This window comes from Gemmobacter megaterium, from assembly GCF_900156815.1.
Classification (GTDB): Bacteria; Pseudomonadota; Alphaproteobacteria; order Rhodobacterales; family Rhodobacteraceae; genus Wagnerdoeblera; species Wagnerdoeblera megaterium.
Window position 1 is genome coordinate 673,558 of the sequence record NZ_FTOT01000001.1, and the last position, 21,355, is coordinate 694,912.

The 21,355-nt window shown below is 64.7% G+C and carries 21 protein-coding genes; 10 read left to right on the forward strand and 11 right to left on the reverse strand.

What is annotated here, in order from left to right; all coding sequences use genetic code 11:
* Positions 1-30 precede the first annotated feature (30 nt).
* Positions 31-750: a 1-(5-phosphoribosyl)-5-[(5-phosphoribosylamino)methylideneamino]imidazole-4-carboxamide isomerase gene (hisA, locus tag BW970_RS03135; RefSeq protein WP_076528553.1), complete on the reverse strand. Its 720-nt coding sequence runs from the start codon at positions 748-750 to the stop codon at positions 31-33.
* Positions 751-913: 163 nt separating this feature from the next.
* Between hisA and BW970_RS03140 the strand changes: the two genes are divergently transcribed.
* A complete protein-coding gene (locus tag BW970_RS03140) occupies positions 914-1,300 on the forward strand; it encodes a DUF2147 domain-containing protein (RefSeq protein ID WP_076528555.1) in 387 nt (128 codons plus the stop codon).
* Between the two features lie 76 nt (positions 1,301-1,376).
* Positions 1,377-2,249, forward strand: coding sequence for a DMT family transporter (locus tag BW970_RS03145; RefSeq protein ID WP_076528557.1), 873 nt, complete (start codon positions 1,377-1,379; stop codon positions 2,247-2,249).
* A gap of 132 nt (positions 2,250-2,381) precedes the next feature.
* Here BW970_RS03145 and coaD read toward each other — a convergent pair whose 3' ends face one another.
* The 3 genes from coaD to BW970_RS03160 all read right to left on the reverse strand — a co-directional run bounded on the left by coaD (position 2,382) and on the right by BW970_RS03160 (position 4,370).
* Positions 2,382-2,888: a pantetheine-phosphate adenylyltransferase gene (coaD, locus tag BW970_RS03150; protein ID WP_076528558.1), complete on the reverse strand. Its 507-nt coding sequence runs from the start codon at positions 2,886-2,888 to the stop codon at positions 2,382-2,384.
* A 107-nt stretch (positions 2,889-2,995) separates the two neighbouring features.
* On the reverse strand, positions 2,996-3,430 hold the full coding sequence (locus BW970_RS03155; RefSeq protein WP_076528560.1) for a CBS domain-containing protein: 435 nt from the start codon (positions 3,428-3,430) through the stop codon (positions 2,996-2,998).
* Between the two features lie 49 nt (positions 3,431-3,479).
* On the reverse strand, positions 3,480-4,370 hold the full coding sequence (locus tag BW970_RS03160) for a LysR family transcriptional regulator (protein ID WP_076528562.1): 891 nt from the start codon (positions 4,368-4,370) through the stop codon (positions 3,480-3,482).
* Between the two features lie 99 nt (positions 4,371-4,469).
* Here BW970_RS03160 and BW970_RS03165 point away from each other — a divergent pair, with 99 nt between their 5' ends.
* From BW970_RS03165 to BW970_RS03190, 6 genes are all read left to right on the forward strand, one after another.
* Complete coding sequence (locus tag BW970_RS03165; protein ID WP_076528563.1) at positions 4,470-5,966, forward strand: CoA-acylating methylmalonate-semialdehyde dehydrogenase; 1,497 nt, start codon at positions 4,470-4,472, stop codon at positions 5,964-5,966.
* A 150-nt stretch (positions 5,967-6,116) separates the two neighbouring features.
* Complete coding sequence (locus tag BW970_RS03170; protein WP_076528565.1) at positions 6,117-7,262, forward strand: acyl-CoA dehydrogenase family protein; 1,146 nt, start codon at positions 6,117-6,119, stop codon at positions 7,260-7,262.
* Position 7,263: 1 nt separating this feature from the next.
* Positions 7,264-8,310 carry an enoyl-CoA hydratase/isomerase family protein gene (locus BW970_RS03175; protein ID WP_076528567.1) on the forward strand — a complete coding sequence of 349 codons (1,047 nt, stop codon included), beginning with the start codon at positions 7,264-7,266 and terminating at the stop codon, positions 8,308-8,310.
* A gap of 34 nt (positions 8,311-8,344) precedes the next feature.
* Positions 8,345-9,217 (forward strand): 3-hydroxyisobutyrate dehydrogenase, encoded by an 873-nt coding sequence (mmsB, locus tag BW970_RS03180; protein ID WP_076528569.1) that lies wholly within the window; start codon positions 8,345-8,347, stop codon positions 9,215-9,217.
* The gene (locus tag BW970_RS03185; protein WP_076528571.1) at positions 9,218-9,862 is read left to right on the forward strand and encodes a Crp/Fnr family transcriptional regulator; all 645 of its coding nucleotides are present in this window, start codon (positions 9,218-9,220) and stop codon (positions 9,860-9,862) included.
* A gap of 82 nt (positions 9,863-9,944) precedes the next feature.
* Positions 9,945-10,151: a YgaP family membrane protein gene (locus BW970_RS03190; RefSeq protein ID WP_076528573.1), complete on the forward strand. Its 207-nt coding sequence runs from the start codon at positions 9,945-9,947 to the stop codon at positions 10,149-10,151.
* Between the two features lie 120 nt (positions 10,152-10,271).
* Here the strand turns inward: BW970_RS03190 and BW970_RS03195 are convergent, their stop codons facing one another.
* Positions 10,272-11,465 carry an NAD(P)/FAD-dependent oxidoreductase gene (locus BW970_RS03195; RefSeq protein ID WP_076528574.1) on the reverse strand — a complete coding sequence of 398 codons (1,194 nt, stop codon included), beginning with the start codon at positions 11,463-11,465 and terminating at the stop codon, positions 10,272-10,274.
* A gap of 167 nt (positions 11,466-11,632) precedes the next feature.
* On the opposite strand from BW970_RS03195, the gene BW970_RS03200 reads away from it, so the two are divergent.
* On the forward strand, positions 11,633-12,442 hold the full coding sequence (locus BW970_RS03200) for a helix-turn-helix transcriptional regulator (protein ID WP_229740430.1): 810 nt from the start codon (positions 11,633-11,635) through the stop codon (positions 12,440-12,442).
* 496 nt (positions 12,443-12,938) lie between these two features.
* Here the strand turns inward: BW970_RS03200 and tsf are convergent, their stop codons facing one another.
* From tsf to BW970_RS03215, 3 genes are all read right to left on the reverse strand, one after another.
* A complete protein-coding gene (gene tsf, locus BW970_RS03205; protein WP_076528578.1) occupies positions 12,939-13,847 on the reverse strand; it encodes a translation elongation factor Ts in 909 nt (302 codons plus the stop codon).
* Between the two features lie 81 nt (positions 13,848-13,928).
* Positions 13,929-14,684 carry a 30S ribosomal protein S2 gene (rpsB, locus tag BW970_RS03210; RefSeq protein WP_076528580.1) on the reverse strand — a complete coding sequence of 252 codons (756 nt, stop codon included), beginning with the start codon at positions 14,682-14,684 and terminating at the stop codon, positions 13,929-13,931.
* 195 nt (positions 14,685-14,879) lie between these two features.
* Positions 14,880-16,124 carry a calcium-binding protein gene (locus BW970_RS03215; RefSeq protein ID WP_076528582.1) on the reverse strand — a complete coding sequence of 415 codons (1,245 nt, stop codon included), beginning with the start codon at positions 16,122-16,124 and terminating at the stop codon, positions 14,880-14,882.
* 141 nt (positions 16,125-16,265) lie between these two features.
* Here BW970_RS03215 and BW970_RS03220 point away from each other — a divergent pair, with 141 nt between their 5' ends.
* On the forward strand, positions 16,266-16,871 hold the full coding sequence (locus tag BW970_RS03220; RefSeq protein ID WP_076528584.1) for a nucleotidyltransferase family protein: 606 nt from the start codon (positions 16,266-16,268) through the stop codon (positions 16,869-16,871).
* 52 nt (positions 16,872-16,923) lie between these two features.
* Here BW970_RS03220 and BW970_RS21285 read toward each other — a convergent pair whose 3' ends face one another.
* The 3 genes from BW970_RS21285 to BW970_RS03235 all read right to left on the reverse strand — a co-directional run bounded on the left by BW970_RS21285 (position 16,924) and on the right by BW970_RS03235 (position 21,335).
* Entirely contained in the window at positions 16,924-18,792 is a 1,869-nt protein-coding gene (locus BW970_RS21285) for a Hint domain-containing protein (RefSeq protein WP_076528586.1), read from the reverse strand.
* Between the two features lie 719 nt (positions 18,793-19,511).
* Complete coding sequence (locus tag BW970_RS03230) at positions 19,512-20,501, reverse strand: quinone oxidoreductase family protein (protein WP_083701104.1); 990 nt, start codon at positions 20,499-20,501, stop codon at positions 19,512-19,514.
* Between the two features lie 12 nt (positions 20,502-20,513).
* Positions 20,514-21,335, reverse strand: coding sequence for a 2-keto-4-pentenoate hydratase (locus BW970_RS03235; RefSeq protein WP_200799267.1), 822 nt, complete (start codon positions 21,333-21,335; stop codon positions 20,514-20,516).
* Positions 21,336-21,355 lie beyond the last annotated feature (20 nt).

Below are 21,355 nucleotides of genomic sequence, written 5' to 3' on the forward strand. Positions count from 1 at the left end.
GATCGCCCGCCCGGCCAGTTTTACGGTGGCTCAGGCCCTCAGCGCGGCGATGGCGTCACCAAGGTCGATCGCGCCATCATACAATGCCCGCCCCGAAATCGCCCCGGCGATCACCCCGGTGTCACGCAGCGCGATCAGATCCGCCATGCGGCTTACCCCGCCCGAGGCGATGACCGGAATCGCCACGGCCTGCGCCAGCGCGGTCGTGGCCTCGATATTCGGGCCCTTCATGGCGCCGTCCCGGTCGATATCGGTGTAGATGATCGCGGCAACGCCCGCATCTTCATAGCTTTTCGCCAGATCGGTCGCCTGCACGCCGGTTTCTTCGGCCCAGCCACGGGTTGCGACAAATCCCTTCCGGGCGTCGATTCCGACGGCCACCTTGCCCGGAAACGCCCGCGCAGCCTCGCGCACCAGATCGGGGTTTTCAACGGCGACTGTTCCCAGGATCACACGGGCCAGCCCCTTGTCCAGCCACATGGCAATGGTCGCCATGTCGCGGATGCCCCCGCCCATCTGGCAGGGTACATCCACCTGCGCCAGAATGGCTTCGACGGCGGCCGCGTTCACCGGACGGCCTGCAAAGGCGCCGTTCAGATCCACCAGATGCAGCCATTGGCATCCTGCGGCCACGAAGGCCGCCGCCTGCGCCGCCGGGTCGTCGCCAAAGACGGTTGCCGCGTCCATCTCGCCACGCAACAGGCGCACGCATTGGCCGTCTTTCAGGTCGATGGCAGGATAGAGGATCATGGCTTGGGCTCCGTTCCGGGTCTCGGCCCGCGCCTCTTGCCACGGGTTGCGCGGGATGCCAAGCGCAACAGGCGCCCGCAGGGGAAGTCACGTCAGGCTTGCCCGACTCGGGCCGCTGCGGGATCGTGTCGGCAGCGGCGCGATACGCCGCCCGGAGGACACCATGAAGCACATCCTGCGCGCCGCGGCGCTGGTCTTGCTGGCCACGCCCGCCCTTGCCGCCGATCCCGTCGAGGGGCTGTGGCAGACCGAAGCCGACGATGGCGCCTATGCCCATGTCCAGCTCGCCCCCTGCGGCCAGGCGATCTGTGGCACCATCAAACGCACATTCGATGCAAGCGGCGAATACAAATCGCCCAACATCGGCAAGCAACTGGTGATCGGCATGGTTCCGCAAGGCGGCGGCAAATACCAGGGGCAGGTCTGGCGCCCGTCCAATGACAAGATCTATGTCGGCAAGATCGAACATGCCGGAAACAGTCTGCGGCTGGCAGGGTGCATCGCGGGTGGGCTGTTGTGCTCCAGACAGACCTGGCAGCGCATCAAGTAGCAAAGCGCAGCTTCCGGGTCGCGCTGGCCCCGACAGGCAGGCATGACGGGCCAGCATCACCGACCGGAGACTTGCCATGAGCCGCGCCGACTGGACCCGCCTGATCCTGCTGTCCTGCCTGTGGGGCGGTTCCTTTCTGTTTGTCGAACGTCTGGTGCCCGAGCTGCCGCCGCTGACCATCGTTCTGGGGCGTGTCGGGCTTGGGGCGCTGGTTCTGGCCGTGGTCCTGCGCGCGGTCGGCACGGGCTGGCCAAAGCGGCCGCAAGTCTGGGCCGCCTTTGCGGTCATGGGGCTGTTGAACAACGTGATCCCCTTTACCCTGTTCGCTTTGGCGCAGGGCGAGATCTCGGCCGGTCTTGCGGCCATTCTCAATGCCACTACGCCACTGTTCACCCTGCTGTGGCTGCGCGGCGTCACCGGGGCGCCCCTGGGGGGCCTGCGTCTGGCAGGGGTCGCCGCCGGTGTGGCCGGGGTTGCCGTGATGCTGGGACGCACGGTGGAAGGCGGCACACAGGTGGCGATCGGGCTGTGCCTTGTTGCAGCCTGTTCCTACGGCCTTGCGGCGGTCTGGGGCCAGCGCTTCGGGCGCCTTGGGGTGGTGCCACTGCAAGCCGCATTCGGCCAAGTGGCCTGTTCCAGCCTGATCCTGCTGCCGTTTGCCCTTGTGGTGGAGCAGCCCTGGACGCTGCCGATGCCATCGCCCGGCGCCTGGGGCGCGCTGCTTGGGGTCGCCGTGCTCTCTACGGCGCTGGCGTATCTGCTGTATTTCCGCATCGTCGGATCGGCGGGCGCGGTGGCGATCTCGCTCGTGACCTTCCTGATCCCAGTCAGTGCCTTGGTCATGGCGGCCGTGCTGACCGGGTTCCTGCCCGAGCCGCATCATCTGGCCGGAATGGCCCTGATCGGGCTGGGGCTTGGCCTGATCGAACGCGCCCGACGCCGGGCCTGATCACCTTGCCCAAGGGGTCGGCTCCAACAGCCCGGCCCCGCCACAGTCAGGCCGGATACCGGACCATGGACACGCCGCCAGAGTACCGGCCGACCCGTGATGCGCCCGCAAGCGGGCGCAAGCCGCTGCGGATCACCGGGCCTTTACGGGGCCGAATCGGTCGCGCATCTGATCGTTCACCCGGCTGGGTACGAACTTGGACACATCGCCGCCAAGCCGGGCGATTTCCTTGACCAGTTTCGAGGCAATCGCCTGGCGGCGGGCGTCGGCCATCAGGAATACCGTCTCGATCGAGCTGTCCAGCGCGCGGTTCATGCCGACCATCTGGAACTCGTATTCGAAATCCGCGACCGCGCGCAGGCCGCGCACGATGACGCGCGCATTCACATCATGGGCGCAATCGATCAACAGATTCTCGAACGGATGCACCACAATTTCGGTTCCGGTCCGGGCGGTCAGCGTCGCCACCTCGGCCTCCAGCATGGCCACCCGCTCTTCGAGCGTGAAAAGCGGCCCCTTGTCGCGGTTGATCGCCACACCGATCACCAGACGGTCAAGGAACAGCGTGGCCCGCTCGATGATGTCCATGTGCCCCAGAGTGACCGGGTCGAAAGTTCCTGGGTAAAGACCAATCCGCATGGCCACCTCCCTGCTGTCGCGCAGCGCAAGTGCCGCCGCAATGCTGCATACGCAACATTATTGCTCAGGTCTTTGCAAGCAAAGATTGAACACTGGGCGATTTCAGATCAATGGCCCTTGATCATGCCTTCCAGCGCATCCTTTTCCATCGCCAGTTCATCCAGCCGCGCCTTGACCACATCGCCGATGGAAATCATGCCGATCATGCGCCCGTCCTCGACCACCGGCAGGTGGCGAAAGCGTCCCTGTGTCATCAGTTCGATCACCTGAAGGGCCGTGGCGCCACGGGTACAGGTGGTGATGGCGGCGGTCATCAGGCTGTCAACGGGCCGGTCAAGCACCTCTGGCCCCTGACGGCCCAGTTCGCGCACCACGTCGCGTTCTGACAGGATTCCGGCGATCCGGGCCCCGTCGGAGGACACGACCACAGCCCCGATCCGGCGCGCGGCCAGCAGTTCGACCGCCTCGCGCACGGTTGATCCCGGTGGCACGGTGACAACCGACTGATCAGGCTTGGCATTCAGAATCTGTTGCACGAGCATGGCTTGGCCCCCCTCTTTCAACCAGCGTCGGCCCAGCGGGGCGATTCTGTCAAGCCAGCGTTTCCAGACGGGCGACCTCGCGCCGAATCCCCTGCGCCAGGGCCTCGGCCAGTCGGTTCAGCCGATCAGAGCGGCGATCATCGGCATGGCGGATCAACCAGAAGCTGCGCGTCAGCGCAATATCGTCCGGCAGCACCTTCACCACCCCCGGACAGGCGGGAATCGCAAAGTCGTGCACGATGCCCAGCCCCGCCCCCGCCCGGACCATCTGCATCTGGACCGACACCGAATTCGACCCCAACCCGACGGAGTCCATCCCCGTGACAGACAGATAGTCGAGTTCCTTGTCAAAGATCATGTCGGGAATATAGCCGATCATCCGATGACCCCGAAGATCGCCACGCGACCGGATCGGCGGATGCGCCGCCAGATAGTCACGATGCGCCGCAAGATGCAGATGATAGTCCGTCAACTTCTGCACGGTCAGCCGCCCCGCCGACGGGGGCGACACACCAATGGCCATATCCGCCTCGCGCCGCGACAGGTTGAACACGCGCGGCAGCGCGACGATATGGATCTCCAGCCCCGGATTGGCATCGCAGATCGCCGCACAGACCTGCGGCAACAGATAGTTGGCACTGCCATCCGGTGCCCCGATGCGCAGTTGCCCCGTCAACTGGCCTGCAACGCCGCCCAGATCCTCGCTGGCCGCCGCCATCGCCTGTTCGGCCTGCTCCGCATGGGGCATCAGCCGCCCCCCGGCATCGGTCAGCGCATAGCCCTGCGGGGACTTGATGAACAGCTTCGCCCCCAGCCCCTCTTCCAGCCGCGCGATCCGTCGCCCCACGGTGGCGGCATCGCATTTCAGCACCCGACCCGCGCCCGACAGGCTTTCGGCCCGCGCCACGGCGAGAAAGACGCGCAGATCATCCCAGTCCATCACCACCCCTGCAAAACTGCAAAACCCTTTTGCTGTATTGCCCCTTCACCCAGCAGTTCTGCAAGACTAGAGTGCGCGCAGTTTCAAGGGAGGCTCCCCATGTATGACATCGGACACTGGATCAACGGCAAGCAGGTTGCAGGCTCGGGCCGCACTGCCGACATCTTCAACCCGCACACCGGCGAAGTTCAGGGCAAGCTTGCCCTGGCCTCCAAGGCAGAGCTGGACGCCGCCGTGGCCGATGCCGCCAAGGCACAGGTCGCCTGGGGCGCCACCAACCCGCAGCGCCGCGGCCGCGTGATGATGAAGATGGTCGACCTGCTGAACCGCGACATGGACAAGCTGGCCGAGGCGCTGAGCCGCGAGCATGGCAAGACCATTCCCGACGCCAAGGGCGATGTGCAGCGCGGTCTGGAAGTGATCGAATTCTGCATCGGTGCCGCCCATCTGCTGAAGGGCGAATTCACCGACAGCGCAGGCCCCGGCATCGACATGTATTCGATGCGCCAGCCGCTGGGCGTGGTGGCGGGCATCACGCCCTTCAACTTCCCCGCGATGATCCCGCTGTGGAAGATGGGCCCTGCCCTGGCCGCCGGGAACGCCATGATCCTCAAGCCGTCGGAGCGTGACCCGTCGGTGCCGATGATGCTGGCCGCCCTGTTCAAGGAAGCCGGACTGCCCGATGGCGTGTTGCAGGTGATCAACGGCGACAAGGAATCGGTTGATGCGATCCTTGACAACGAAACGGTCCAGGCCATCGGCTTTGTCGGCTCGACCCCGATCGCGCATTACATCTACTCGCGCGGCTGCGCCAACGGCAAGCGCGTGCAGTGCTTTGGCGGTGCCAAGAACCACATGATCATCATGCCCGATGCCGATCTGGATCAGGCGGCGGATGCGCTGGTCGGCGCCGGCTATGGCGCGGCGGGCGAACGCTGCATGGCGATCTCGGTTGCCGTTCCGGTGGGCGACAAGACCGCCGATGCGCTGATCGAAAAGCTGGTGCCGCGCATCGAGAAGTTGAAGGTCGGCCCCTATACCGCTGGAAACGATGTGGATTATGGCCCTGTCGTTACCGCCGCCGCCAAGCAGAACATCCTGAACCTGGTGGAAACCGGCGTGCAGCAAGGCGCGAAACTGGTGGTCGATGGCCGCGATTTCAGCCTGCAAGGCTATGAGGATGGCTTCTTTGTCGGCCCGCATCTGTTTGACCATGTCACGCCCGACATGGACATCTACAAGAAAGAGATCTTCGGGCCTGTCCTCTCCACCGTCCGCGCCAAGACCTATGAAGAGGCGCTGAAGCTGGCGATGGACCATGAATACGGCAACGGCACCGCGATCTTTACCCGCGATGGCGACACGGCACGCGATTTTGCGAACCGCGTCAACGTCGGCATGATCGGGATCAACGTGCCGATTCCGGTGCCGCTGGCCTATCACACCTTCGGCGGCTGGAAGAAATCGGCCTTTGGCGACCTGAACCAGCATGGCACCGATGCGTTCCGGTTCTACACCCGGACCAAGACCGTGACCTCGCGCTGGCCGAGCGGGATCAAGGAAGGTGGCGAGTTCAACTTCAAGGCCATGGACTGACGGAACGGGCGTGAGGGGGGCTTTCTGCCCCCCTCTTGGCCTGCGGCCAATTCACCCCCCGAGGGTATTTGCAGCAAGATGAAACAGCAGGGCGGCCTGGGGTTGCAGCCGCCCTGACCGGCCATTTCGGTCGTGGCGGAGGAGGGCACGATGGATTTCGGGTTGAGCGAGGAACAGCAGGCCATCTTTGACATGGCCCATGCCTTTGGACAGGAGCATATCGCGCCTCATGCGCGCGACTGGGAGCGGGCGGGGACCATTCCGCGCGCGCTGTGGCCCAGGGTGGCCGAGCTGGGCCTGGGCGGGATCTATGTCTCGGAGGACTATGGCGGATCGGGCCTGTCGCGGCTGGATGCGACGCTGGTGTTCGAGGCGCTGGCGATGGCCTGCCCCTCGGTCGGATCGTTCCTGTCGATCCACAACATGTGCGGCGGCATGATCGACAAGTTCGGCAGCGACGCGGTCAAGGCCGAATGGCTGCCGGCCCTGTGCAGCATGGAAAAGGTGTTTTCCTATTGCCTGACCGAACCGGGGTCTGGCTCGGACGCCGCCGCCCTGCGCACCCGTGCAGAGCGGACCAACGAGGGATACCGGCTGAACGGGACCAAGGCCTTCATCAGTGGTGGCGGCTATTCGGATGCCTATGTCGTGATGTGCCGCACCGGCGAGGAGGGGCCCAGGGGCATTTCCACCGTGATCGTTCCGGACGGCGCGGGCGGACTGTCATTTGGCGGGCTGGAAGACAAGATGGGCTGGCGTGCCCAGCCGACCGCCCAGGTGCAGTTTGATGATTGTGTGGTTCCCCATGCCCATCTGATCGGCGAGGAAGGGCGCGGCTTTGTCTATGCCATGGTCGGCCTTGATGGCGGACGGCTGAACATCGCGGCCAGCGCCCTGGGCGGTGCACAGGCGGCGCTGGAGGCGACCGTCACCTACATGGCCGAGCGCAAGGCCTTTGGCAAAAGCATCGATCAGTTCCAGGGGTTGCAGTTCCGGCTGGCCGATTGCGAGGTCAAGCTGCAATCGGCCCGCACCTTCCTGCGCCAGGCGGCCTGGAAGCTGGACAATGGCGCTGCGGATGCCACCAAATTCTGCGCCATGGCCAAGATGTATGTGACCGACGTTGCCTTTGATGTGGCCAACCAGTGCCTGCAACTGCATGGTGGGTACGGCTATCTGGCCGATTACGGCATCGAGAAGATCGTGCGCGACCTGCGCGTGCATCAGATCCTGGAAGGCACCAACGAGATCATGCGCGTGATTGTGGCGCGTGGCATGTTGGCGGGAAAGGTGTGACATGACCGACGACCCCACGATGATCGCGCGCATTCAGGACCGCGCGGGCTGGCTGACGTTCAACCGGCCCAAGGCGCTGAACGCGCTGGACCATGACATGGCCGTGGTGCTGGAGCGCGCGCTGGACGACTGGCGGGATGACCCGGCTGTCAAGCTGGTGATCATTGATGCCACGGGTGAGCGCGCCTTTTGCGCCGGTGGCGACATTGCCGCGATCTATCACGCGGGCCGCGCGGGCAATTTCAGCGCCGGGCCGGATTTCTGGCGTGACGAATACCGCATGAATGCCAAGATCAAGGAATACCCCAAGCCGATCGTCGCCTTCATGCAGGGCTTTGTCATGGGCGGCGGCGTGGGCGTCGGCGGGCTGACCAGCCACAGGGTGGTGGGTGACAGCACGCAGATCGCCATGCCCGAAACCGGGATCGGCCTGATCCCCGACGTGGGCGGCACGCTGCTGCTGTCGCAGGCGCCGGGGCGGCTGGGGGAATATCTCGGTGTGACCGGCACCCGCTTTGGCGCCGCCGATGCGCTGCTGACCCGCTTTGCCGATGCCTATGTCCCGGAGGCCGACTGGCCGGTGCTGAAGGACCGGCTGGCTGAAACCGGCGATGTCGGCGTGATCCCGCAGGGCCTTGTGCCGCAGGCGCCGTCGCGCCTTGCCCCGCTGCGGGCCGAGATCGACGCGGCCTTTTCCGGGGGCAGCGTGCAGGCGATTGCCGCCGCGCTGGAGGCCAGCGGCAGCGACTTTGCGGCCGAAACGCTCAAGGTGATCCGGCGCAATTCCGCGCTGTCCGAGGAATGCACCCTGCAACTGGTGCGCATGACGCGCGAGACGCCCGACATCCGCTCGGCCCTGTCGAACGAATTCCGCTTTACCGCGCGGGCGCTGGAACATGCCGAGTTTCTGGAAGGCGTGCGGGCGCAGATCATCGACAAGGATCGCACTCCGCAATGGCGCTATACGCTCGAGTCGCTGCCCAAGGCCGTGGTGGCGGCCCTTTTGGCCCCCCTGCCCGAGGGTCAGGGCCTGAACTTCGCGCAATAGATTATATTTGCACCTCAAGGTGCTGGGAGGAAACATGAAAATAGGATTCATCGGACTGGGAAACATGGGTGGGCCCATGGCGCTTAACCTGGTCAATGCCGGACATGAGGTGACAGGGTTCGACCTTGCGGCGCCAATGCCCGCAGGCGTGGCCAAGGCCGCGACAGCGGCGGCGGCGGCCACGGGCGCCGATGTCGTGATCACGATGCTGCCCAACGGCGCCATCCTGCGCGCGGTGGCCGCCGAAGTGATCCCGGCCATGGCAGTGGGGGCGGTGCTGTGTGATTGTTCGACGGTGGACGTGGACAGCGCCCGCGCGGTGGCCGATCAGGCCGCGGCCGCCGGCATCGGCGCGCTGGACGCCCCGGTCTCGGGCGGGGTCGGCGGGGCTGCGGCGGGTACGCTGACCTTCATGGTCGGCGGCACCGAGGATGCCTTTGCCAAGGTCAAGCCGCTGTTCGACATCATGGGCCAGAAGGCCGTGCATTGCGGCGCGGCCGGTGCCGGACAGGCCGCCAAGATCTGCAACAACATGATCCTTGGCGTCACCATGATCGCCACCTGCGAAGCCTTTGCGCTGGCCGACAAGCTGGGGCTGGACCGGCAGAAGATGTTCGATGTCGTCTCGACCTCGTCGGGCTACAGCTGGACAATGAATGCCTATTGCCCGGCACCGGGCGTCGGGCCGAAAAGCCCGGCGGACAATGGCTACAAGCCCGGCTTTGCGGCGGAACTGATGCTCAAGGATCTGCGCCTGTCGCAACAGGCCGCCGACTCGGCAGATGCCGACACGCCGATGGGCCAGTTGGCCGCAGACCTCTACCGCCGCTTTGTCGAGGACGAGGACGGCAAGGGCATGGACTTTTCCGCCATGCTGCCCCGTTTCGAAAAGCGCGGACGCGCCTGAATGGGCTGGACCGGCACGGCCCTTGCCGATCTGGACGCGGCCGACCGCGGCCGGCTCGACGCCCTGCCGGTCCTCGACATCCCGCGCGGCACGCGGCTGTTCGGCCCCGGAGACCATGCCCAGGGCTTTGCGGTCATTCTGGACGGGCGGGTGGATGTGCATCTGACCGGGCCTTCGGGGCGCGAGATCCTGCTCTATGCGGTGGAACCGGGGCAAAGCTGCGTGCAGACCACGCTGGGCCTGCTGGGCGACGCCCCCTATACGGCCGAAGCCCATGCCGCTACCGATTGCCGAGTGATCCACATTCCTGCCGCCCGGTTCCACGACCTGCTGGACCGCTCCCGCCCGTTTCGCCGCTATGTCTTTGCGGCCTTCGCGGCGCGCATGGCCGATATGACGGGTCTTTTGGAGCGTGTGGCCTTTACCAGGGTCGATGCGCGGTTGGCCACCGCCCTGCTGGGGCTGGCGCAGGATGGCATGGTGCAGATCACCCAGGCCGATCTGGCCATCCGCATCGGCACCGCGCGCGAGGTGGTGTCGCGCCAACTGGATGCGCTGGCCCGCAAGGGGCTGGTGGAAACCGACCGGGGCCGCATCCGCCTGACCGACCCCGACGGGCTGGCAAGGCTTGCGGCGCCGCTGTGACCAGATCACAGACAGGCGCCCCTGGCTGCGCTACTGTAGGTCCATCCCTGCCATCCTGGCAGCAAATGGGAAAGGACACTTCATGTTCAAGACCAATGTCGGCGGCCTCGACCGTATCCTGCGCATCGTCGTGGGACTTGCCCTGATCGCAGGATTTTTCCTGAACCCCGACGCCTCGCTGCGCTGGCTGTATCTGATCGGCATCGTGCCGCTGGCCACCGGGCTGATGTCCACCTGCCCGCTCTATTCGATCCTGGGCCTCAATACCTGCCCGATGAAACGGCCCTGATCCTGCCGCCCTGATCCGGGTATCCTCGGACGGACCAGAGGGCAGGCAGCCCTCTGGCAAGGCGCGGACCTGGCCCGCCGCAAACGCCGGCGCCTTGGATGAACCGGCGCTCGCGCCGGATCAGACGATGGCACGCTCCAGAAAGGGCCGCCCGTCCAGCACGCGCTCCACCCCCAGTTCCGACAGATCCAGCGCACGATAGGCCCCATGCACCACCAATTCGGCCATGCCACGGCCGATCGCGGGCGCCTGCTGCAACCCGTGGCCGGAAAAGCCGTTCAGCACATACAGGTTGTCGCGGCGCGGGTCGCGGCCAACGATCGCATTCTGGTCAAGCGTGTTGTAATCGTAATGACCAACCCACAACCGCTGAACCTTGCAGGCGTCGAACCCTTCGGAGCGTTGATACAGCATCGGCCATATCACATCCTCGAACAGATGGGCCTCGGGTTCGAAATCCTCCACATCGCAGGCAGCATCGCCGTCCGGCACGGTGGCGCAAATCCAGCCCTCGTGCTCGGGACGCATGTAATAGCCCAGATGGTCGATGATCAGCGGTGCCGTCGGGTGGCGCGCGTTCGGTGCGTCGATGACAAAGACCGTGCGCTTGCGCGGCTCGACCGGAATCGGGGCGCCTGCCCATTCCATCACCTGGGCGCCGCGTGTTCCGGCGGCGTTGATCACCGCGCCACAGGCCAGCACCTTGCCCGACGCCAGCTTGACGGCCGTGATCCGGCTGCCCGCCATTTCCAGCCCTATGGCCTCGTCATGCAGGAACTCTACCCCCTGCCGCCGCGCCGCCTGGCGAAAGCCGCCCAGCAGCCCCATGTTGTCGAACCACCCTTCATCCCGCGGCCCATAGCTGCCAGCGGTCAGATCCTCGACGTTCATCCACGGGAACAACCCGGCCAGCCCTTCGGGGCTCAGCACCTCGGTTGCGGCCCCCTTGGCGCGCTGCATCTCGGCGATTTCGGCCATGATCTGCGGCGCATCCGGCGTGCCGCCCAGAAACAGATAGCCGTTTTCCTTCAGCCCCAGATCGCCCTGGCCCGATTCCAGCCCCAGTTCCATGCCAAAGTTGCGGATGAATTCCACCCCGAATCGGGAGACCTCCACATTCACCGGATTGGAAAACTGGCTGCGAACCGATGCGACCGACAGGGCCGTCGCCGCCTTTGCGTAGGTGGGATCACGTTCAATCACGGTAATCCGCAACTCTGGCGCGAATTTCGTCAACCACCACGCGACCGACGCACCATGCGCGGCGCCTCCGATCACGATCACATCACGGCTGTTCTGCAAAGCTCTCTCCATCACGACGGTCCGGCCGCCAAACCTGACCGCCACGGCATGGACAGGGGCAGTCTGGCCCCTGTATTAGGGGAAATGGGATGAGAACGACAAGCCTTGTGCGCATCGAGCAAAGTCAGGACGGCTATGCCGACCTTTCGCGCGCCCTGGCGTCAAGGGGAGGTTCCGACTTGAGCAACGCCTTGGCCCATATGCAACGGATCGCCGCTGCCACCACCCCCGAAGACCTCTGGACCCATTTGCTGGATGCCTTGGCCGATTACGGCTTTGACCGCGTGAATTATGGCGCGACACGGCAAGGGCGGCCGGGGTCGCTGGGCAATATGCAGGATGCGATCTTTCTGTCCAATCACCCGCGCGGCGTGATGTCGGAGTACTTCGATATGGGGTTCTTCATGCGCACCCCGATGTTTCGTTGGGTGATGACCCATACCGGCGCCTGTTCCTGGCGGTGGGCCGAGGACGAGCGTCGCGCGGGCCGTCTGTCGGCAGAGGAACTGGCGGCCCAGGACATGGCGCGGCGTGCGGGCATGATCGCAGGCTATTCGATCAGCTTTGCAGACCCATCGCCGCGCAATCGCGCCGCCATGGGCCTGTCGGCGCGCGCCGGGCTGACGCAGGACAATGTCGATGCGCTTTGGGCCGAGCGCGGCAACGAGGTGCTGACCATTTGCCAGATGATGCATCTGAAAATGCAGGTCATGCCCTTTCCGGTCCAGCGTCGCCCACTGTCGCCCCGCCAACGCGAGGCGCTGGAATGGGTTGCCGAAGGCAAGACCACCCAGGACATTGCCACCATCATGGGCATATCGCCGGCGATGGTCGAAAAGCATCTGCGGCTGGCGCGGGAAGTGCTGGATGTGGACACCACGGCCCATGCCGTGGCCAAGGCGGCGCTGCTCAATCATCTGTTTGCCGGAGAGCATGTCCCGTTTCGCAACCTGTCCTTCGGGCCGGAAACTGACCAATTGGACAGGTAGGGATTCCCTGACTGTCTTGACCCAAGGTTAAGTGGCAAGGTCGGCACGTTCCAAGAGTGGTGGCGAAAGCCAGGAACAGCGCAAGGGCAGCATTTTTCAGGTTGTCTGATCGCAAACCGGGAAACCGGCGACCGGGTCGCCAAGTGCATTCACATTTGGTGGCCCGGTTTTCAAATTCAAATTACAATATATACTTCATATACTTGTGACGCCATCTTCATGTATTGGGTAAGGTTTTCCAGACTAGGCGACGCAGGCCCGTTCCGTCAAACTCTCCATATTGAAGCTGTGGTGGTGTTGACAGAAAACATAGTTCACCCCCCGCGCATATTTCAGGCGGGCTCCCCAGCCGGGCGACCGGTACCCGCACGCGCCCCGCTCATCCCCAGACAGGGGCGCAAACGGAAACGGAGCGGCCTTTGCGGGCCGCTCCGTTTTCTTTGGTCGCATAGGGTGCCGAAGGTGGCAGGGGCCTTGACCCCTGCCAGTCCGCACCTCAGCCCTGAACCATCTTCGCCACTTCGGCAGCGAAGTCTTCTTCCTTTTTCTCGACGCCTTCGCCGACAGCCACGCGGGCATAGCCGGTGATTTCAACGCCAGCCTCTTTGGCGGCCAGTTCGACCGTCAGATCGGGGTTGATCACGAACGCCTGACCCAGCAGGGTGTTTTCTGCCAGGAACTTCTTCATCCGGCCAGGGATGATGTTGTTATGAATCACCTGCTCGGGCTTGGGCTTGGCCGACGAGGCATTCTCTTCCAGCGCCTTGGCGGTCTGCACTTGCAGCTCGCGCTCGACCACGATCGGGTCCATCGTCGCCTCGGACAGCGACAGCGGCGCGGTTGCCGCGATGTGCATTGCGAACTGCTTGCCGATTTCGCGGGCCTTGTCTTCCGGCCCGTTCAGCGCCACCAGAACACCGATCTTGCCCATGCCATCGGACACCGAGTTGTGGACATAAGAGACCACGGTGGTGCCTTCCAGCACGTGCATACGGCGGAAGTTCAGGTTCTCGCCGATGCGGGCGATGGCTTCGGTCACAACGGTTTCCACCGTCTTGCCGTTCAGGTCGGCGGCCTTGACCACCTCGACCGAGTCGCCGGTTTCCAGCGCAACCTTGGCCACTTCACGCACCAGCGCCTGGAAGTCGGCGTTCTTGGCCACGAAGTCGGTTTCCGAGTTGATCTCGACCGCGACGCCCTTGCCATTCGACACCGCAACGCCGACCAGCCCCTCGGCCGCCACGCGATCTGCCTTCTTGGCAGCCTTGGCCAGGCCTTTGGTCCGCAGCCAGTCGATGGCCGCCTCGAAATCGCCTGCGACTTCGGTCAACGCCTTCTTGGCGTCCATCATGCCTGCGCCGGTGGCCTCGCGCAGTTCTTTCACCATCTGAGCCGTGATCGTCATTCGGCTTCTCCCTTGTATGTATGACGGAGTCGGGCGGGGATTAACCCCGCCCGGCAACAATCCGGTGACAGGCGAACCCGATCAGCCTTCGACGGCTTCTTCCACGGGCGCCTCGTCCAGCGCGCCAAGGTCGATCCCGGCGGCGCCCATCTGGGCGGTCATCCCGTCCAGCGCGGCACGGGCGACCAGATCGCAGTAGAGGCCGATCGCGCGGGCGGCGTCATCGTTGCCCGGAATGATGTGGCTCACGCCCTTGGGCGAGCAGTTGGTATCGACCACGGCCACGACCGGAATGCCCAGCTTGTTGGCTTCCAGAACGGCCAGGTCTTCCTTGCCGACATCGATCACGAACAGCAGGTCCGGCACGCCGCCCATGTCGCGGATCCCGCCCAGCGACGCGGTCAGCTTGGACTGCTCGCGTTCCATGTTCAGACGCTCTTTCTTGGTCAGGCCCTCGGCCCCCGAAGCGAGCTGCTCGTCAATGGCTTTCAGGCGCTGGATCGACAGCGACACCGTTTTCCAGTTGGTCAGCGTGCCACCCAGCCAGCGGTGGTTCATGTAATACTGCGCGCATTTCTCGGCGGCATCTGCGACGGGCTTTTGCGCCTGACGCTTGGTGCCGACGAACAGGATGCGGCCGCCGCGTGCCACGGTATCGCGCACGATTTTCAGCGCCTGGTCCAGCATCGGAACAGTCTGCGTCAGATCGAGGATGTGAATGCCGTTGCGGTCACCATAGATATACTCGGCCATGCGCGGGTTCCAGCGCTGGGTCTGGTGGCCGTAGTGCACGCCAGCTTCAAGCAGCTGACGCATGGAGAATTCGGGAAGCGCCATGTTCGTTCCTTTCCGGTTTACACCTCGGCAAGGGTTTCAGGGCACATGCCCCAACCGGTGGACCTGCAGGGATGTCTCCCCTGCAAGGCCCGCCCCTGCCTGCGAAGTGCCGCGCGAATAGCCCGGATACCGGCGCGATGCAAGCACGAAACGCCGGGCGCCCCACGGGGCGCCCGCAATCCGGCCATGGCGGAGTTAAAAGATGAAGTCGGCGGCGCGGAAATCGTCGATATGATAGTTCAGCACACGAATCTCGCTGTCGGGGTTCAACCGGATGACGGCGGTCGTGCCCTCTTGCGAGAAGCTCAGGTCGCTCATGCGGTTGGCGGCCTGCACCTCGATCCGGTCGCGGTCGATGCGCGAAAAATCCTCGATAATATCCGAGCCAAAGTTCGTGCCCACAAAGACGAACTGGTCGCGCCCTTCGCCTCCGCGCAGGGTGTCATTGCCCCCGGACGCCCGCAGCACGTCATTCCCGCCTTCGCCACGCAGGCGGTTGTTGCCGCTGTCGTCATAGATCTTGTCGCGCTGGTTGGTGCCCCGGATCGCCTCGATGTTGAGGATGCGGTCGGTATTGCCAAAGCCGTCGCGGACCTTGCCCTTGGCCATGTTCGCCTGGATGCCATCGAAGCCGAAGAAGCGGTCATCGCGGTCATAGCGCACTTCATCGAAACCGCCTCGACCGTCTATGCGGTCGTTTCCGCCCAGCCCCATGAACTGGTTGCTTCCGTCGTCGCCCAGCAAGGTATCATTCAGATGGGTGCCACGAATCGACTCGATGCCCGAGACGGTATCGGTCAGCTTGTCCGGCCCGCGCACGGTTCCTGCGGCCAGATCGGCGCGGATCCCGGTCAGCGCGCCTGCCGGATCGTCCCAGAACCAATAATCCGCATAGCTGAGCGCATCCCAGCCATCGCCACCGAAATAGGCGTCCCTCCCGCCGCCGTCCCGGATGAAGTCATCGCCCCCGTTGCCATTCACCGTGTCATTGCCCCTGGTGGTCACGATCTCGTCGCCCTGCCACGACACGCCGCTGGCATCCGAACCGTTGAACACATGGTTGCCTTGCATCATCACCGCCCAGGCATCCTTGCCGCGGTCGAGGTCGAACAGCGCCGCGATCATCGGGACCGATCCTTCCAGCCCTGCGCCACGCAACAGCAGATTGTCCTGATCGTCGTAATAGCGGATGCGCGTGATCGTGCCTGCGATGGGAACCCTTTCGCCCGCCATCGGCCCTTCGGTCACCTTGTGGGATTTCAGCCCCGACACATCCAGTTCGATCCGCCAGGGAGTCGCAAAGGGATCATAGCTGGACTGGCCATATTTGAACTGGAGCACCAGCAGCGAATTGCTGCTGGCCGCCTCATCTACTGCAAAGTCGCGGAAATCCACGCGATAGAAGGCACGGTTGCCATTGAAATATGTGAAAGTTGCCATGGACTCCTCCGGGATATGGCGGGAATGAACGCAGTATATCTGCTCAGATTGGTCAGAAGCGGCTGAGTCTGACAAGAAAAATGCTTGCCCCGCCCTTATGCCGCGCCCAGATTTCCCCAAGCCCCGCGACAGGATGCCAGCATGACAAAGCCGCCCGACATTGCCATCTTGCTGACCGCCGCAGGCAGCAGCCGGCGGATGCGCGGCGGTGACAAGTTGCTGGAACGGATCGGCGCCCAGAGCTGCCTGCGCCGCCAGGCCGTCATGTCGCTGGCGGTGCTGCCACGGGTGATCGTCACCTTGCCGCCCGACCGCCCTGCCCGGCTGGCGGAACTGGCGGGATTGCCGCTGGAAATCGCGATCCTGCCGGATGCTGCCGAGGGGATGGCCGCCTCGATCCGCCATGGCGCGCGGGCGGCAGAAACGGCCCCGGCGCTGATGGTTCTGCCCGCCGACATGCCAGACATCGACGCCGAGGATTTGCGGCGCCTGCTGGGCGCCCACGCCAAGGCACCGCAGGCCATCCTGCGCGGGGCTGCGGCAGATGGAACGCCGGGCCATCCGGTGGTGTTTCCCCGCGATCTGTTCGCGGACCTGGCGGATCTGCACGGAGACGAAGGGGCACGATCCGTGCTGGCCCGGCATTCCGCGCGGATCCGCCTTGTGCCGCTGCCCGACCGTCATGCCGTCACCGATCTGGACACCCCGGAAGACTGGGCGCGCTGGCGCGCAGCGCGCGGCATATAGAAACGGGGCCGGCCCCCAAGGACCGACCCCGCCTCCGCTGCATAACCTTGGCTCAGCGCGCCAGCAACACCGCCTCGTGGCGCTTCAGAGTGCGGCGGGCTGATGTATAGGCATCGACGCCTTCGGGTTGCTTCAACTCTGGGAACAACTCGAAGATCTCGTTGCGCTGCGCATTGCCCATGCCCTTGAGGGTCTGATCACCGGGCTGGAAGGTTTCCGTCCAGGCGCCATCCGACAGCACGACCTCGTGCCGGTCGCACATGAAGTGGATGTAGGACGTGCCCGACGACATGATCGACTTGATGCCATCCCCCACCAGATGCTTGGCCGCGACCAGCACCTCGTGTTCGTCGAAATAAAGCGCCGTGCGGTCATTGGCGACCAGAAGGCGGTGGTTCGGGCTGACCATCATGTCACGTTCGGGCAATCCGTTCCCCAGGCTGCCCTTGCGGATCAGCACCGGGCGCAGATGCGGCGCCACGGCGAAATCGCCCGCCGACATGTCGCGCCGCCCGGTCCAGCGGATCTGCTGGATGCCGTTGTCGCGGGTGATCACACGATCCCCTTCGCGCAGATCTTCCACCGGGATCTCGCCGCGCGGGGTGGCAATCAGCGTGCCGGGGGTAAAGCAGGGAATGACATGCTCGATGTTGACGAACCGCGACGTGCCGATGACATTGCGGTCGGCATCCAGAAAGGTGACGGTGCCGTTCTCGGGGTTGTCATCGTCATAGGTCACGCGCAACGGGCCCGCGCCGGACAGATCCAGCACGTCATAATCGTCGCCACCCTCGCCGCCGTCGATGTAGTCGCCTGGCGTCACGGTGACGAACGTATCCCGGTCATCGCCCCCCAGCAGGGTGTTCGACCCGGCGCCACCGCCCAGCGTGTCATTGCCCGCACCGCCGCTGAGCAGATCGTCGCCCTCGCCGCCATACAGCGCATCGTCGCCCGCACCGCCCAGCAAGGTGTCGTTGCCGGCATCGCCATGCAGGGCGTCGTCACCGTCATCACCGACCAGCAGATCGTCGCCCATGCCACCATAGACCAGATCGTCGCCGGTGCCGCCAAAGACAACATCGTCGCCCAGACCGGCAAAGACCGTATCGCTTCCGGCCCCTGCAATGACGAAATCGTCATTCGGCGCGGCACCTGCCAGCAGCGCATCTTCGGTGTCGATACGGTCGCCGTCATTGTCGCCGGTGTAGTTGATGTCGATCAGATCACCGCCATCGGTACCCCAGACAATCCCGTCACGTCCGCCGCCACCGCCACCGCCGTTGTCCACCGTATCGGAAAACGACAGGTATTCGGCATTGCCGCTGAAATGCTGGTCGATCCCGGCCAGCGTGCCATCGGCGGAATTCGCCTGTCCGGCGCCGACGATCCAGTTGGCATTCTGGCTGCCCATGTCCATGGTCAGCGTATTGGGAACATCGTCGATATGCCACGTGCCCTGGCTGTGGTTGATGATCACCAGCTTGCCCGGCTCTGCCCCGCCATGATCCCAGGAATAGGAGAGTTCGATCCGGTCTCCGGGCGACATGAATCCCGGCTCGGTGGTATAGGTCACGGTGTCGGTCGCGGTCTCGTGGCTGACCAGAATCGAACCGTCCGGCATCACCTCGACCCGGAATCCGCCGCCCTCGGCCAGACCTTCGCTGTCGCGCGACAAGACGGTGTTCGGCCCGGTCCCGAGATGCTCGGCCTGGGTGAACTTGATCGCCAGCGTGCCACGATCCATCTGGAAATCGTCGGAGCGGAAGATCTTTGCAATGTCGTTGATGCCGTCAAGCGTGACGATCCCGCCCGATGCCGTGGCACCATTCAGGTACACGCCATCCTGCGCGCCATTTCCAAGCGCGGAATCCCGGATGGTGGTGTCCGTGTCGTTGAAATCGTATCGCGCGAAAACCGGCATCGCTCGTCCCTCTGTTCCGGTTCCGGCCACATGCCGGGAACCGCCCGTTTCCCAAACGGATGCCCGAACGGACAACCGCGCGGGTGCATGGCTTCGCGGTGCGAAGACTGCGCCCAACAGGCTGACGTGAGGTATGGAGCGTCAGGGCAACAGAAAACCAAAGGGCCAAAAAGACCCCATGCGTTACAGAACTATGCCAACTCCGGCGGGGCGCAGACCTGCCCCAATTCACCACCACGACCGCCCCCACGGCCCACTCGTTCGCCCCAGCAAGGCTAACGAATTACTAAGCCGACCAGGGCAGGCGCAAAAGCAAAAAATGTCCGGATCCGGGCGGCAGTGCAGCGCAGACAAGGCATCGCACAACCCAGGCGCGCAAGATTCCGCCCGCCCTCTCGTCACCTGTTTCCCGTTTGGAAATTCTGCTGCCAGCAGCCTTTGCCAGGAATCCCACGGATTCACGCGGTTCTGTGCTGCATGCGCGCGCAGCACGGGTTGGTTAGGTCTGTTTTGTGAAACAATTCGGGCAGTCCGCGGCAAAGGGGGGAAATTCGCCGAATTTCCATCATTTTGCCACAGTCCGAGAAATGGCGTTTCCAGACTGGATTGAATCCGTGGAAATCTGATCGTTTGTTGCCATGCGGCGCGGGCGGCCAATCCGGCCCCTGCCGAATCAGCACCCCAAGGGGTCGCAGCCGGGGCATCCGCCCCGGACCCGCTCAGGGCAAGAGCACGACGCCGCCGGGGCTGCGCTGCGACTCCAGCACCTCGTGGGCTGCGGCGGCCTCTGCCAGTGGCAGGCGCAACGGCGCGATCGGGCGGATGACCCCCGCCGCAAACGCATCGAACACGCGAGAAGACAGATCGGCCAGCCGGTCCGCATCACGCAGGTAGTGGAACACGATGGGCCGCACGAGTGTCAGCGACCGCACCGCCAGATCTGCGGGCGTCAGCGCGGCGACCGGGCCCGACGCCTGACCGTAGTTCACCAGCGTGCCCTCGAACGCCAGCGAGGCGAGCGAACCGGCAAAGGTATCCTTGCCCACCGCATCATAGACCGCCGCCACACCGGCACCGCCGGTGATCTGCTGGACGCGTGCGACAAAATCCTCCTCGCGGTAGAGGATGATGTGATGCGCGCCCGCCGCCTCGGCCACCGCTGCCTTGGCGCGGGTGCCGACCGTGCCGATGACCGTTGCACCAAGATGGCGACACCAGTTGCACAGCAACTGCCCGACGCCCCCGGCCGCCGCATGAACAAGCACGGTTTGTCCCGGCTGCACGACATGGGCGCGCGAAACAAGGACGCTGACCGTCAGCGCCTTCATCAGCGTCGCCGCAAGATCCGCGTCGTCAAGGCTGTCGGGCAGACGGATTGCCTCTGCCGCAGGCATCACGCGGTGGGTTGCATACCCGCCGTAGCGCCCGCTGACCCAGCCGACGCGCTGCCCGACCGCCAGGCCAGCGACGCCGGACCCCAATGCCTCGACCACGCCCGTCGCCTCGATCCCCGGAATGCCGGGCAAAGGCAGGGTGCGATACAGGCCCGAGCGCACATAGCAGTCGTGGAAATTCACCCCGATGGCAGTATGACGTACCAGCACCTCGCCGGCACCGGGCGCGGGTCTGGGCGTTTCGCACAGCCGCAACACCTGCGGCCCGCCGAAGGTGTCAAGCACGATGGCCTGCATGGTGCGGTGTGATGGCATGATGGCCCCTTCTCAGATACAGCGCAGCGTCAGCCCCCGCAGCGGCACCCCGTCGATCTGGCTGGTCCAGATCTGGCCAGGCGCGACCGGAAAGGCCCGCGTCACAGTGCCGGTGGTAACGATGTCGCCCGGCGCGATCCCGCGCCCGTGCGGGCAATCGGCCAACCCTTGCACAAAGTGGCGCAGCGCAGACAGCGGCCCGCCCAGCACATTGGCAGCCGTGCCCTGATCGGCAATCCCGTGGTCCGAGTGCAGCGCCATGGTGAAGTGCTGCAACTCCGGCAGCCGCTGCGCGTGATCGGCCGCCGGAAGTGCCAGCCAAGGACCAAGCACGAAACCGCCATGCAAGGCGCCCGCCGCCATCGTATCGACCGGACGGAACCGCCAGCCGGGAAACGGCGACTGCACGATTTCGAACCCGTGCGCCATCGCATCGATGCAGCCCAGCAAGGCGGCCTCGGTCATCCCGGCATCCGGCGTCCGGCTGATGCGAAAGGCGATCTCGGGCTCGATCCTCGGTTCGTGCAGATGCGAGACGTGCATCTCGGCCTTGCCCGCCGCGTCGGCGCGGATCAGCCCGCTGTCGTACATGCAGCCCCAGATCGGGGCGTGCACATCATACTCGTCCCAGATCGTGCGGTTAGTAAACCCGATCTTCCAGCCCACAACCCGCTCGCCCCGCGCGGCACGGCGGCGCATCACCTCCGCCGCGATGGCATAGGCGCGCGGAACGCTCAAATCGGGCTCCGCATCCGTCAGCGGCGCAAGCGGCGCAACTGTGTCATAGGCGGCCAGCAATGCGGTGGCCCGGTCGTGGATGGTGTTGTTTGTCATCATGCCCCCCTGTCGTCCCC

What these genes read in the sequence shown, in the direction of transcription:
- BW970_RS03160 (WP_076528562.1), bottom strand. Translation starts at nt 4,370, where the DNA reads ATGGACTGGGATGATCTGCGCGTCTTTCTCGCCGTGGCGCGGGCCGAA.
- mmsB (WP_076528569.1), top strand. Translation starts at nt 8,345, where the DNA reads ATGAAAATAGGATTCATCGGACTGGGAAACATGGGTGGGCCCATGGCG.
- BW970_RS03155 (WP_076528560.1), bottom strand. Translation starts at nt 3,430, where the DNA reads ATGCTCGTGCAACAGATTCTGAATGCCAAGCCTGATCAGTCGGTTGTC.
- coaD (WP_076528558.1), bottom strand. Translation starts at nt 2,888, where the DNA reads ATGCGGATTGGTCTTTACCCAGGAACTTTCGACCCGGTCACTCTGGGG.
- rpsB (WP_076528580.1), bottom strand. Translation starts at nt 14,684, where the DNA reads ATGGCGCTTCCCGAATTCTCCATGCGTCAGCTGCTTGAAGCTGGCGTG.
- BW970_RS03190 (WP_076528573.1), top strand. Translation starts at nt 9,945, where the DNA reads ATGTTCAAGACCAATGTCGGCGGCCTCGACCGTATCCTGCGCATCGTC.
- hisA (WP_076528553.1), bottom strand. Translation starts at nt 750, where the DNA reads ATGATCCTCTATCCTGCCATCGACCTGAAAGACGGCCAATGCGTGCGC.
- BW970_RS03215 (WP_076528582.1), bottom strand. Translation starts at nt 16,124, where the DNA reads ATGGCAACTTTCACATATTTCAATGGCAACCGTGCCTTCTATCGCGTG.
- BW970_RS03220 (WP_076528584.1), top strand. Translation starts at nt 16,266, where the DNA reads ATGACAAAGCCGCCCGACATTGCCATCTTGCTGACCGCCGCAGGCAGC.
- BW970_RS03140 (WP_076528555.1), top strand. Translation starts at nt 914, where the DNA reads ATGAAGCACATCCTGCGCGCCGCGGCGCTGGTCTTGCTGGCCACGCCC.
- tsf (WP_076528578.1), bottom strand. Translation starts at nt 13,847, where the DNA reads ATGACGATCACGGCTCAGATGGTGAAAGAACTGCGCGAGGCCACCGGC.
- BW970_RS03230 (WP_083701104.1), bottom strand. Translation starts at nt 20,501, where the DNA reads ATGCCATCACACCGCACCATGCAGGCCATCGTGCTTGACACCTTCGGC.
- BW970_RS03195 (WP_076528574.1), bottom strand. Translation starts at nt 11,465, where the DNA reads ATGGAGAGAGCTTTGCAGAACAGCCGTGATGTGATCGTGATCGGAGGC.
- BW970_RS03235 (WP_200799267.1), bottom strand. Translation starts at nt 21,335, where the DNA reads ATGACAAACAACACCATCCACGACCGGGCCACCGCATTGCTGGCCGCC.
- BW970_RS03145 (WP_076528557.1), top strand. Translation starts at nt 1,377, where the DNA reads ATGAGCCGCGCCGACTGGACCCGCCTGATCCTGCTGTCCTGCCTGTGG.
- BW970_RS03185 (WP_076528571.1), top strand. Translation starts at nt 9,218, where the DNA reads ATGGGCTGGACCGGCACGGCCCTTGCCGATCTGGACGCGGCCGACCGC.
- BW970_RS03165 (WP_076528563.1), top strand. Translation starts at nt 4,470, where the DNA reads ATGTATGACATCGGACACTGGATCAACGGCAAGCAGGTTGCAGGCTCG.
- BW970_RS03170 (WP_076528565.1), top strand. Translation starts at nt 6,117, where the DNA reads ATGGATTTCGGGTTGAGCGAGGAACAGCAGGCCATCTTTGACATGGCC.
- BW970_RS03175 (WP_076528567.1), top strand. Translation starts at nt 7,264, where the DNA reads ATGACCGACGACCCCACGATGATCGCGCGCATTCAGGACCGCGCGGGC.
- BW970_RS21285 (WP_076528586.1), bottom strand. Translation starts at nt 18,792, where the DNA reads ATGCCGGTTTTCGCGCGATACGATTTCAACGACACGGACACCACCATC.